General features: G+C 73.6%; 11 protein-coding genes. 5 read left to right on the top strand and 6 right to left on the bottom strand.

The annotated features are described in order from the left end of the window. Nucleotides 1-378: 378 nt before the first annotated feature. Entirely contained in the window at nucleotides 379-588 is a 210-nt protein-coding gene (locus tag LG391_RS10890; RefSeq protein WP_225769337.1) for a peptidoglycan-binding protein, read from the top strand. Between the two features lie 52 nt (nucleotides 589-640). Then, the gene (locus LG391_RS10885) at nucleotides 641-1,516 is read left to right on the top strand and encodes an SMP-30/gluconolactonase/LRE family protein (protein ID WP_225768037.1); all 876 of its coding nucleotides are present in this window, start codon (nucleotides 641-643) and stop codon (nucleotides 1,514-1,516) included. Between the two features lie 145 nt (nucleotides 1,517-1,661). Here LG391_RS10885 and LG391_RS10880 read toward each other — a convergent pair whose 3' ends face one another. From LG391_RS10880 to LG391_RS10865, 4 genes are read right to left on the bottom strand one after another with little or no spacing between them, the layout of a single operon-like run. After that, nucleotides 1,662-2,951, bottom strand: coding sequence for an FAD-binding oxidoreductase (locus LG391_RS10880; protein ID WP_225768036.1), 1,290 nt, complete (start codon nucleotides 2,949-2,951; stop codon nucleotides 1,662-1,664). Between the two features lie 14 nt (nucleotides 2,952-2,965). Next, entirely contained in the window at nucleotides 2,966-3,697 is a 732-nt protein-coding gene (locus tag LG391_RS10875; RefSeq protein ID WP_225768035.1) for an amino acid ABC transporter ATP-binding protein, read from the bottom strand. Further along, nucleotides 3,694-4,347, bottom strand: coding sequence for an amino acid ABC transporter permease (locus LG391_RS10870; protein WP_225768034.1), 654 nt, complete (start codon nucleotides 4,345-4,347; stop codon nucleotides 3,694-3,696). Before LG391_RS10870 ends, LG391_RS10875 begins: the two co-directional genes overlap by 4 nt. Before the next feature lie 23 nt (nucleotides 4,348-4,370). After that, nucleotides 4,371-5,135, bottom strand: coding sequence for an ABC transporter substrate-binding protein (locus LG391_RS10865; RefSeq protein WP_225768033.1), 765 nt, complete (start codon nucleotides 5,133-5,135; stop codon nucleotides 4,371-4,373). Between the two features lie 134 nt (nucleotides 5,136-5,269). On the opposite strand from LG391_RS10865, the gene LG391_RS10860 reads away from it, so the two are divergent. Beyond that, complete coding sequence (locus tag LG391_RS10860; protein WP_225768032.1) at nucleotides 5,270-5,833, top strand: cupin domain-containing protein; 564 nt, start codon at nucleotides 5,270-5,272, stop codon at nucleotides 5,831-5,833. 123 nt (nucleotides 5,834-5,956) lie between these two features. Here the strand turns inward: LG391_RS10860 and LG391_RS10855 are convergent, their stop codons facing one another. Both LG391_RS10855 and LG391_RS10850 read right to left on the bottom strand, forming a co-directional pair. Continuing rightward, nucleotides 5,957-7,204: an acyltransferase gene (locus tag LG391_RS10855; RefSeq protein ID WP_225768031.1), complete on the bottom strand. Its 1,248-nt coding sequence runs from the start codon at nucleotides 7,202-7,204 to the stop codon at nucleotides 5,957-5,959. Between the two features lie 110 nt (nucleotides 7,205-7,314). Further along, nucleotides 7,315-10,488, bottom strand: coding sequence for an AsmA family protein (locus LG391_RS10850; protein WP_225768030.1), 3,174 nt, complete (start codon nucleotides 10,486-10,488; stop codon nucleotides 7,315-7,317). A 181-nt stretch (nucleotides 10,489-10,669) separates the two neighbouring features. Here LG391_RS10850 and LG391_RS10845 point away from each other — a divergent pair, with 181 nt between their 5' ends. After that, a complete protein-coding gene (locus tag LG391_RS10845) occupies nucleotides 10,670-10,888 on the top strand; it encodes a DUF4169 family protein (protein WP_225768029.1) in 219 nt (72 codons plus the stop codon). Continuing rightward, on the top strand, nucleotides 10,889-12,010 hold the full coding sequence (locus LG391_RS10840; RefSeq protein ID WP_225768028.1) for a murein transglycosylase A: 1,122 nt from the start codon (nucleotides 10,889-10,891) through the stop codon (nucleotides 12,008-12,010). Nucleotides 12,011-12,121: the final 111 nt, after the last annotated feature.

Raw genomic sequence — 12,121 nt, 5'->3', positions numbered from 1 at the left:
CGCGCCGGCTCCGGCACCCCAGCCGGCCGAGACCGCCGCGGCGCCGGCCGAGGCAGCGGCGGCCCCCGCCGGCCCGGTGCCGGGCCGCCGCCCGACCCCGCCGGCCGAGACGGCCGCGGCGGAGCCGGCTGTGCCGGAGGGCCGCGCCCCTGCCTCCCCGCCGCCCGCTGCCCGGTCGGCGCGGACCGCGGCGGCAACGGAGCAGACGGCCACGCCGGAGGGCCGGGCCCCGGCCTCTCCGCCCCCGCCGCCCGGCGGACCCAGCCGGCGGCGGCGCCCGCCGCCGAAGCGACGACGCCCCCCGAGCGCTCGGCCGCGCCGCAGCAGCAGTCCGCAACGGCCCCGGCGACGGCCGCCCCGGCGGCCGGCGACGCGCAGCTGCGGGAGATCCAGCAGCTGCTGACGATGATGAACTTCGACCCCGGCCCGGCGGACGGCCAGCTCGGCGGCAAGACCCGCAGCGCCATCGGCGCCTTCCAGCGGCAGCAGAAGCTGCCGGTCACCCGCCGCCCCTCGGCCGAGCTGCTGGAGGCGCTGCGCCGCGCGGCCGGGGCCGAGACGCCGGACTGGACCCCGGGGCATTTCTGACCACAATCGCCATCGGGCGATTCGGCCTGGAGCGAGAGGGGAAGGGACGGCGATGGGTCAGGACGCGGTCTGCATCTGGACGGCCGGCGCGACGCTGGGCGAAGGGGCGCTGTGGCTGGCCGAGGAGCAGGCGCTGTACTGGGTCGACATCCTGCGGCCGCGGATCCTGCGCTGGGACCCGGCGACCGGGGCGCAGGCGGAATGGCCGATGCCGGAGCCGATCGGCTTCATCGCGCCGCGCCGGCGCGGCGGGCTGGTGGCCGGGCTGCGCAGCGGCTTCCACCTGGTCGACCTGCCCGAGGGCCGGGTGACGCCGATCGGCAACCCGGAGCCCGACCGGCCGGGCAACCGCTTCAACGACGGCAAGGTCGACCCGATGGGCCGGCTGTGGGCCGGCACGGTGGATTTCGACTGCACCGAGCCGACCGGCGCCTTCTACCGCCTGGACCCGGACCATCGCTGGCACCGCATGGATGACGGCTACATCGTCACCAACGGCCCGGCCTTCTCGCCCGACGGCCGCATCCTGTACGAGGCGGATTCGGAGCGGCGGGTGATCCATGCCTACGACCTCGACCTGGCCTCGGGCGCCGTCTCCAACCGCCGGCCCTTCGTGCTCTTCGCCGAGGATGACGGCGTCCCGGACGGCATGACGGTGGACCGCGACGGCCATCTGTGGGTGGCGCATTGGGGCGGGTCGCGGGTCAGCCGCTTCCGCCCCGACGGCACGCTGGACCGCGCGATCGCGATCCCGGCGCCGCATGTCACCAGTTGCGCCTTCGGCGGCCCCGGCCTGACCACGCTCTACGTCACCACCGCCCGGGCCGGGATGTCGGAGGCGGCGCTGCGCCAGCACCCGCTGTCCGGCGGCCTGTTCGAGGTCAGGGACGCCGGCCGCGGCCTGCCGGGCAGCCACTTCGCGGGTTAGCGGAATTCTCAACCGAACCGCTGATGCCCCTCCCACACCGTCATGGCGAGGAGGCGAAGCCGACGCGGCCATCCAGCGGCTCGATTTCTGGATGGCCACGCCCCTGCGGGGCTCGCCATGACGGTTAAGGGAGGCCACGCCCCTCTCAAAGCCCGCCGTCGTTCATCCGGTACCAGGTGATGACGGCGGAGACGTAGAGCCGGTGCAGGGCGTGCAGCGGCAGGGGCCTGATCGGCACGGGCGGCAGCGGCAGGGCGTCGGCGTCGCCCGTGGCCACATACGCCGCCATCGCCCGGCCCATCGCCGTCTGCAGACCGACGCCGCGGCCCTGGCAGCCGATGTCGACCAGGAGGCCCGGCGCCGGCTCGTGCAGATGCGGCAGGTAGTCCCGCGTCACCGCCACCCGGCCGCACCAGCGATGCTGGATAGCGATCCCGGAGAGCTGCGGGAACAGCTTGCCGACGACGCGCTCGAGATGCGCCCAGTCGGACGCGCCCTTGGGTTCGCGGAACGGGCCGCGGCCGCCCATCAAGAGGCGGCCCTGATGGTCCAGCCGGAAATAGAGCAAGAGCTTGCGGGTGTCGGAGCTGACCTGCCCGCCGGGCAGCACCGTCTCGCGCTCGCGGTTGGTCAGCGGCCGGGTCGCCACCTGGAAGGAGTTGGCGGCGATGATGGTCTCTTCCAGCCGCGGCCACAGCCCCTTGGAGTAGCCGTTGGTGCAGAGCAGGACGCGGTCCGCCGTGACCGTGGCGCCGCCGGCCGTGCCGAGGCGCCAGCGCCCCTCCGCCCGGTCGAGCGACGTGACCGGCGTGCCGGTGTGGATCGCGGCCCCGGCCTTCAACGCCGCCCGGGCCAGGCCGCGGGCGTAGCCGAGCGGCTGGATGCCGCCGCCGCGCTCGTCCAGCCAGCCGCCGAGATAGCGGTCGGTGCCCAACGCCTGCCCGATCGCGGCCTTGTCCAGCGGCCGCACCGGCGCGCCGCGCTTCGCCCATTGCGCCGCCCGCGCCTCGGCCTCGGCCAGGCCCTCCGGCGAATGCGCGCCCTGGATCCAGCCGGCGCGCCGATGCGGCACATCCATGCCGTGGCGCGCGATCAGGTCGAACACCAGGTCGGCCGTGCCGCCGCCGAACTCGGCCAGCCGGCCGCCCCGCTCCGCCCCGAACATCGCGACCAGTGCGTCCGGGTCGTGCTTCAGTCCGGGGATGACCTGGCCGCCGTTGCGGCCGGAGCCGCCGAAGCCGATCTGCCGCGCCTCCAGCAGCACCGGGCGCACCCCACGCTCGGCCAGATGCAGCGCCGCCGACAGGCCGGCATAGCCGCCGCCGATGATCGCCACATCCGCGGTGACCGACGTGTCGAGCGGCGGCGTCTCGGGCGCGGGCGCCGCGGTGGCGGCCCACAGCGAGGGTTCGAGCGGAAAGTAGTCGTCGGCCACGTCTCGCCTCGAGGTCAGAGCGGGTGGAGCACCCGGCGCAGGAAGTCCTGGGTGCGCGGATGGCTGGGCTGGGTCAGCACGGATTTGGCCGGCCCCTGCTCCACGATCACGCCGCCGTCGATGAACAGCACCCGGTCGGCGACCTCGCGAGCGAAGCCCATCTCGTGGGTGACGACGACCATGGTCATGCCGTCCTCGGCCAGGCCGCGCATCACCGCCAGCACCTCGCCCACCAGCTCGGGGTCGAGGGCCGAGGTCGGCTCGTCGAACAGGATCGCCTGCGGCTGCATCGCCAGCGCCCGGGCGATGGCGACGCGCTGCTGCTGCCCGCCGGACAGCTGCGCCGGCCGCGCCTCGGCCTTGTCGGCCAGGCCGACCCGGGCCAGCAGCGCCCGGCCGCGCTCCGCCGCCTCTTCCCGCGGCTGCTTCTTCACGAAGACCGGGCCTTCGATCACGTTCTCCAGCGCCGTGCGGTGCGGGAACAGGTTGAAGCGCTGGAACACCATCGAGACGCGGCTGCGGATCTCGACGATCGACCGCGCGGCGCGGTCGACCCGCCGGCCGTCGACCGTGATCTCGCCGGCCTCGTAGGTCTCGAGCCCGTTGATGCAGCGCAGGATGGTCGACTTGCCGGAGCCGGAGGGACCGATGATGCAGACCACCTCGCCCTTGGCCACGCTGGCGTCGATGCCCTTCAGCACCTCGACCGCGCCGAACCGCTTGCGGACGCCCTTCAGCTCGATCACGGCTTGCCCGCCTTCTTCTCGAAATGGCGCACCAGGAGGATCAGCGGGATGCTCATCGCCAGGTACATCAGCGCCACCAGGGTGAAGACGCTGGTGTTCTTGAACGAGGCGGAGGCGATCAGCTTGCCCTGCAGCGCCAGCTCCGCGACCGTGATGGTCGAAGCCTGCGAGCTGTCCTTCAGCAGCATGATCATGATGTTGCCGTAGGGCGGCAGCACGATGCGTACCGCCTGCGGCAGGATCACCCGCCGCATGGTCAGCCCCCAGCCCATGCCGATCGACTGCGCCGCCTCGATCTGGCCGCGGTCGATGGCCTGGATGCCGGCGCGGAAATTCTCCGCCTGATAGGCCGAATAGGCGACGCCGAGGCCGATGATCGCGGCCTGCAGTGCGGTCAGCGACACGCCGAGATCCGGCATCACGAAGTACAGGTAGAACAGCTGGACGATGATCGGGATGCCGCGGATCACGTTGACCACGGTGACGCTGAGCCCCGACAGCACGCCGATGCCGGAGACCCGCAGCACGGCCCAGACAAGGCCGAGCACGGTCGACAGCACCAGCGCGCCGAAGGTCACAATCAGCGTCAGCCCGACGCCCTGCAGCAGGATCGGCAGGAACTCGGCGGCGTCTCGGAGGAAGCTCTGCATCGAGGCCTCGACAGAGTGGGGGCTCAGGAGGCGCCCTGCGGCTTCACGCCCCATTTGGCCAGGATGCTGTCGATGGTGCCGTCGGCCTTGAGCTTGGCCAGCGCCGCGTCGACCCGATCGCGCAGCGCCTGGTCGCCCTTGCGCAGGCCGATGCCGACCGAGCCGATCGAGGTCGGCTGGTAGCTTTCGACCAGCCGGACGCCGGGGATGGCCCCGTCCTTCAGGTTGTAGGCCAGGATCGGATAGTCGGCGAAGCCGGCGGCGATCCGGCCCGCATTCACGTCGCGCAGGATGTCGGGGATGGTGTCGTAGGCCTTGACCTCGGCGAATAGGCCGCTCTTCTGCAGCGCGTCGACGAAGGTGGTGCCGACCTGGGCGCCGACCGTCAGGCCCTTCAGCTCGGCCAGCGTCGTGTAGTCCTTGGTGTCGTCCCTGGGGACGATCAGCCCTTCGCCATAGGTGTAGATCGGCGTGGAGAAGTCGATCACCTCCTGCCGCTTCGGGCTGATGAACATCGCCGCCGCGATCAGGTCGATCTTGTTCGAGGTCAGCGAGGCGATCAGCGTCGAGAACGCCATCGGCTCGATCTGCACCTCGAAGCCGGCCTCCTTGCCGACCGCGCCGACCAGGTCGACCATGATGCCCTGGATGGTGTTGGTCTTGGTGTCGAGGAAGGTGAAGGGCACGCCGGTCGGGGTCGACCCGACCTTCAGCGCCTCCGCCGCCGCCGGCGTCGCCGCGAGCGCCGCCACGGCCGCCGCAGCCTGGATGAGCGTCCTGATCCGCATCGCCCTGCCCCCTGTGGTGGATTGCCGGCTGGCGCGGACCGGGTCCGCATGCCGGGGTGGTTTCACCAATATGAAATCGGCATAATCGGGCGCGTTTGGCAAGCGATTTTCACCTATATGAAACCGGATCCCGCATGAGCATCGACCTGACCGTGGGCGCCCGCATCCGGGCGCTGCGCCATGCCCAGGGCCTGTCGCTGGAGACGGTCTCGGCCCGATCCGGCCTGTCGATCGGCTTCGTCAGCCAGGTCGAGCGCGGCCTGTCCTCGCCCTCGCTGAAGGTGCTGACCGCCATCGGCGACGTGCTGGGCGTCGGCCTGGCCGGGCTGTTCGGCCCGGCGCCGGCGGAGGGCGCCGACCCGGTGGTGATGCGCCGGGCGGAGCGGCCGGGGCTGAACCTGTGGCGGTCGGGCATCACCAAGCAGCTGCTGAGCCCGGCCGGCGACGGGGGCTTGAGCCTGTTCCTGGTGACGATGGAGCCGGGCGCCAGCACCGGCGACGAGTTCTACACCCATGCCGGCGAGGAGGCCGGCACGGTGCTGGAGGGCGAGATGGCGCTGACGGTCGACGCCGAGAGCTGGACGCTGGCGGCCGGCGACGGCTTCCGCTTCGCCAGCCGCCGGCCGCACCGCTTCGCCAACCCCTCGGCCGAGTCCCAGGCCGTGGTGCTGTGGATCAACTGCGTGATCGGGCGCTGAGCGGCATCGACCCGCGCGGCCGCCCCCTCACCCTCCCGTCGCCGAGGCATTGCGTTTGCCATTTGCCTCCCGGCAGGCGCTCGCCATGACGTAGGGATGGCTGAGGCGGCCCAGCCCAAGCCGTCACTGCGAGCGCAGCGCAGCCATCCGGCCCCTTCGCCCCGGCGACGCCAGCCGGGACCGCAGCCGCCGCCCCAGCGCGATGCCCGGCTGCTCGACCCACCGATAGGTCATGGCCGAGACGGCCAGGAGCAGCAGAGCGCACAGGCCGCCGACCAGCCAGAACTGGATCGGATCCGCCATGGCGAAGGCGCGCACCGGCGGGACCGCGAAGACGAGCGTGAGAGCCAGGCCCTGCATCAGATAGAGGCTGTAGCTCATCGCGCTCATCCGCCGGGCCGGGCGGGTCGACAGCAGGCCGAACAGGGTGGCGCCGTCGCAGACGAGAGTGAAGAACACCACGGCCAGGATGATCTGGACCGGGCCGATCATGTCGCCGAAAGCCAGGAACAGCGCGCCCAGGCAGGTCAGGGCGAGCAGCGAGCCCGCCCGGTCCGGCAGGCGCGGCCGGGTTGCGCGCCGGACCAGGCAGGCCGCCGTCATGCCGGAGAAGAAGGCGGCGAGAATCGTGGCCAGGACGGCAACCAGCAGCGTCGGCGTCGGATGGGTGATGGACGTGTCCGCCGCCCCGGACGCGACCGCCAGGACGGCCAGGCAGAGCAGCAAGCCGCCGCCGGCGAAGCGCAGGGGCCGGGCGCCGCAGGCAGCGCCGGCCATCAGCCGCAGCGACCCGTAGAACAGCCATTCGACGAAGATCGTCCAGGTCACCCCCGCCAGGACCAGCCCGGTGCCCCGATAGCCGTTGACGTCGGGCTGGAGCGGGGAGAGGCCGAGCGCCAGCCAGTGCAGCACGGCGGCCGCGACGGCCCAGGCCGGCTCCCTGAGCGTGAAGTCGGTCCGCCAGGCGACGATGGCGAGCATCAGCCCGACGGCCAGGAGATACATCGGGCCGATGCGGAAGACGCGGCCGATATAGAGCCCCGTCCAGTCTGGGCGGCCCCGGCTGTCGAGCAGCTTCCCCCAGAACAGGAAGCCGGTGATCATGAAGAACAGCATGACGCCGGCCTGCGCCAGCAGGGTGTGGAAGCCGGGCGGCAGCGGCTGCCAGGCCCCGGTCTCGATGTAGCGGTGGGTGAGAGCCAGATGGGCGGCGAAGACGCTCAGGGCCAGGAAGCCGCGCAGCCCGTCGAGCGTCGCCGTCCGCCGGTCGGGCCGCAGCGGCTCGTCCGCGATCCGGAAGACCGGGGCGCACAGCACCAGCCAGGCCGCGACCATCAGGACGAAATACGGCCATATGGAGAAGATGCTCATGCCGCCCCCACGACCGGTCGCACCTGCGGCGGAGACCTCAGCCGATCACCCGGCGGACGTCTAGCTGCAAGATCATGCAGGGCCGGCGCCCGACGGGGCCCGGCGTCCGCTCAGGGGCCCGGGGGTGGCTCCGCCGGCAAACCCGGAGGCGCGCTCGGGGCCGGCTCCGCCGGAGCTTCCGGCGCCGGTTCGGTCGGGCGGATGGCGGCGCGGGCGGCGGCCCAGTCTTCCAGCGCCTTGGTCTCCAGCCGCCGCACCGGGGCCGAGGGGGTGCCGTCGAAGCGCAGCCCCACCGCCGGCACGTCGGGATGGGCGCGAAAGGCCACATCGACGCCGAGGTCGAGCCGCCAGCGCGGCAGGTCGAGGGTGAAGCCGCCCGTGCCCATCGCCGCGTCGGTGACCAGGCGCAGGTCGGTCGAGGCCGCAGTGCCGTCGGCGATGGCGAAGGTGGCGTTGATCGCCGGGACCTTGGTGCTGCCGCCGGCGAAGGCGGCGCGCAGCCCTTCGAGGAAGGCGCCCGGCAGCCCCGGATCGGCCAGCAGCCGTTCGGCCGCGGCGAGGTCGATGCCGGCCAGCGTCGCGTCGCGCACCGCCACCAGCCCCTTGCCGTCCAGCCCGTAGACCAGGCCGGCGACGCTGTTGCCGGCCGAGGTGGCGTCGAGGCCGAGATCGAGCCGGCCGGCCAGACCCTGCGGGCCGGCCGATTGCCGCAGCACGGCGGCAAGGTCGGCGTCGACCAGATCGGCATGGCCGGACCAGCGCGGCGCCTGCCCGTCGCCCTGGGGCCAGTCGATCCGGCCGTTCAGGCCGAGCCGGCCGCCGGCCACGCCGGCCGAGAGCCGGTCGAGCGTCAGGCCGGCCTGGTCGAGCCGGGCGTGCAGCTCCGGCTGATCCAGGGTCCAGCCGGCGAGGGAGATCGCCGCCGCGTCGAGATCGAGATTGCCGTCGACCCGGGCCAGGCCGCCCAGGTCGAAGGGCCGCGCCGGCCACTGGCCGGCGGCGTCGCCGGACGGCGCCAGCCCGGCCAGCAGCCGGTCGAGCGGCAGCGCCGTGCTGCGCAGCGACACCGCGAGGCGCGGCCGGGCGCCGCCGGCGTCGAGCTCGACCGTCCCGCCCAGCGACACCGGGCCGACCGTGCCTTGCAGGTTGTCGAGGCGCAGCCGGCCGCGGGCCCAGTCGGCATCGGCATAGAGGTCGACGCCGCCGAGGTCGGGAGCCGCCAGGCCGCCCTCGCCGACCCGCTGCAGCAGCCCCGGCAGGTCCGGATGGGTCAGGCGCAGGCTGAGCGCGGCGTGCGGCGCCGTCACCGCGTCGGACAGGCTGCCGCCCAGCGCCACCGTGCCGCCGAGGGCGTCGACCGTGCCGTCGACCGACAGCGACGCCGGGTCGCCGCGCAGCCGCAGCGAGGCCTCGAGCGGGCCCGCCGACGGCGCCGGCACCGCCCCGTGCAGGCGCAGCGCGCGCAGGAGCGCCGGCGGGTCCTGGGCGTCGAGCGTCGCCTGCAGGTCGATGTCGCCGAAGCCGGCGAGCCGCCCGATGGCGCCGTTCAGGCTGAGCCCCGCCCCGCCCGGCCCCTCGACCCGGCCGCTGTGGATGGTCAGCGTGCCCTGGGCCATCGTCGCCTCGAGCCTGAGGCCGGTGAAGGCGGCGCCGTCGACCGCCACGGCGTCGACCGTGGCGTCGAGATTGACGTCGGCCCCGGTCAGCGCCGCCAGCAGGCGGTCCCGCAGCGCGGGGTCTGATCGCAGCAGGCCGGCGAGCGGCGGCGCGCCGGCCGGGCGATAGGCGTCGACGTCGAGGCGGCTGAGCACCAGCCGGGCGCCGATCCCGGGCCGGTCGCCGCCGACATAGGTCAGGGCGCCGGTCAGCCGGTTGCCGTCGAGATCGGCGTCGAGGCTGGCGACCCTGAGATTGGCGATGTCGCCGGTGAGGGTGCCGGCGATCCGGCCGCGGCGCAGCGCCGTGGCCGGGACCGCGCCGGGGTCGATGCCGACCCAGTCGAGCGCGCCGCGCAGGTCGTCCGCCGCGAGCTGGACCGAGAGCTGGTCCGCCGCCGGCCGGTCGCCGTCGAGACGGATGGCGCCGGAGGCCGCGGCCGAGGCGCCGCCGGGCAGGCCGAAGGCCAGGCGGGTCAGGCCGATCCGCGCCGGGTCCAGCGTCGCCTGCAGCCGCAGGTCGCGCACCAGCCCGCCGCGCACCGCCAGCGCCGCGACCGACAGGTCGAGCGTGCCGGCGACCGGCAGCGCCGCCTTGCGCGACAGCGCCGCGGCCAGGCGCCCGGCCAGCGCCGCCGGATCGGCGTCGTCGCCGGCCCAGTCGGCCAGCGCCAGGCGGTTGAAGCCGAGCGTCGCCTCGACCCGCGGCACCGCGGCCAGGGTGACGGCCACGCCGCCGGCGGCGCGCATGTCGCCGAGGTCGGCGGTGAGGTCGGTCAGCTCGATCCGGTCGGCCCCGGCGTCGCCCGCCCCCGCCCTGGTCTGCACCGTGGCGCGCAGGGCAAAGACGCCGGGCCGGGACGAGGAGGCGGGCAGCTTAACGCCGATGCGCGCCAGGCTGGCGTCGAGGTCCTTGCCGACCACCGAGAGGTCGCCCTGCAGGCCGCCATCGGGCTGCAGCAGGCCGCCGAACCGGGCGTCGGTGGCGTCGAGCCCGACCGTCGCCGTCACCGGCAGGGCGCCGAGCGGCGAGCGCGGCTGCAGCGCCAGGTCGAGCGTCATCGGCACGCCGGCGACGACGCCGGCGCCGCTGATCGAGACCGGCCCGCCCCGGCCGGGCGCGGCCAGCCGGAGGTCCGCCGCCTCGACCTCGACCTGGCGGCCGCTGCGGCGGTCGAGCCAGAGGATCGAGCCCTGGCGGATCGCGGCGCGGACGGAAGAGAGCCGGCGGCCGATGTCGCCGCCCAGCCCGTCCCAGGAGCGCCGGCCGTCGGGCAGCGTCTCCAGCGCCACGCTCGGCTGATCGAAGGTGACGCCCACCACCTCGATGCGGCCGAGCAGCAGGGGCAGAAGGGAGACGCGGAGGTCGACGCCGTTCGCGGTCAGAAGGTCCGGCACGGTCGCGCCCGGCACGCTGGCGACGCGGACGTCGCCGGCCACCAGGCGCGGCATCGGCAGCATCTCGAAGGAGACCGGCCCGTCGATGGTCACGGCGCGGCCGGTCAGGCCGCCGATCTCCTGCGCGATGCGGCCGCGATAGGGCGTCCAGTCGAGCTGCCCCGGCACCACGAGCACCGCGGCGACCAGCAGGACGAGGAGGATGAGGAGACCGAAGGCGAGTTTCTTCACGGCGCTGCAGGCGTCGTCCGGGGTTGCGACTGGCGGCACGACTCGGGCGCATGATCGGAAATAGAGCACCGGAATCACAATACAAATCAGTATGAGACAAAACACCGGTGCCGTGCGCCACAGCGACCTTATCCCCCGCCGCGGTTTCGGCTAGTCTCGGCGGCACGGAGGGATGCGGACGATGGGCGAGGTCATCAATCTGCGGCAGGCGCGCAAGGCGAAGGCCCGCGCCGGGAAGGAAGCGCAGGCGCAGGAGAACCGCGTCCGCTTCGGCCGCACCGGGGCGGAGAAGCGGCGCGATGCCGACACGGCCGAGCGCGAAGCGCGCCGGCACGAGGGGCATCGCATCGACGGCCCCGATGACGGGGACGACCAGGATCCGGACGGGGGCGCCGCGTAGATGCGCCCCGTCTCGCGGGTCGCGGCCCTGGCTGCACTGCTTGGGCTGATCCTGGCCGGCTGCGCCGGCCCCGCCCGGCCGCCCAAGGGCGGCGGCACCGGCGGCATGGCCACCGATTTCCAGCACCTGCCGGGCTGGCGGGAGGACGACGTCGCCGCCGCCCTGCCCGCCGTCTGGAACACCTGCAGCGTCTATGCCGCCAAGCCGCCGGGGACGCGGCTGAACTACAACGGCATCGACGGGCCGGTCGAGGACTGGACGCCGATCTGCGACGCCGCCCACCGCCTGACCGGCCGCGACGAGGCCCAGGCCCGGCAGTTCTTCGAGACCTGGTTCACCCCGGTGGCCCTGACCGGCTTCGACGGCGGCCAGTACGGCCGCTTCACCGGCTATTTCGCGCCGGAGCTGAACGGCAGCCGGGTGCGCCGCGGCGCCTACCAGACGCCGCTGTACCGCACGCCGTCGAGCGATCGGGACCGGCGCCGCAGCCGGGCCGAGATCGCCCGCGGCGCGCTGGAGGGCCGCGGCTACGAGATCGCCTGGGTCGACGACCCGATCGACGCCTTCTTCCTGGAGATCCAGGGCTCCGGCAAGGTGCGGCTGGACGACGGCACGGTCATCGGCCTGAAGTTCGACGGCCAGAACGGCCAGCGCTACAGGGCGGTCGGCCGGGTTCTGGTCGATGCCGGCATCGCCACGCTGGACGAGATGTCGATGGGCTACATCCGCAGTTGGATGATCGCCAATCCCGACCGGGCGCAGTGGCTGATGAACCAGAACCCGAGCTACGTCTATTTCCGCGAGAAGGCGGCCGAGGACGTGATCGGCGCCCATGACGTGCCGCTGACGGCGGGGCGCAGCCTGGCGGTCGACCGCGACTACATCTCGCTGGGCACGCCGATCTGGCTCGACATCGAGGACGACCCGACGGTGCCGAACCGGACGCTGCGGCGGCTGGTGCTGGCCCAGGACATCGGCGGCGCCATCCGCGGCCCGATCCGCGGCGACCTGTACTGGGGCGAGGGCCATGCCGCCGGCGATATGGCCAGCGCCATGAACGCCGAGGGCCGGGCCTACATGCTTGTGCCGCGCGCGACGCTTGGATTGACGGCGGGGCGGTAGAGGCTTGCGGTCCCTTCCCTTCTGTCATTGCCGGGCTTGACCCGGCAATCCAGGGGCTACCAGGGCGGCATCGACATCTCTGGATGCCCGGGTCAAGCCCGGGCATGACAG

This window comes from Inquilinus sp. Marseille-Q2685, from assembly GCF_916619195.1.
Lineage (GTDB): Bacteria > Pseudomonadota > Alphaproteobacteria > DSM-16000 > Inquilinaceae > Inquilinus.
This window is presented reverse-complemented; position numbering and strand designations above follow the sequence as displayed.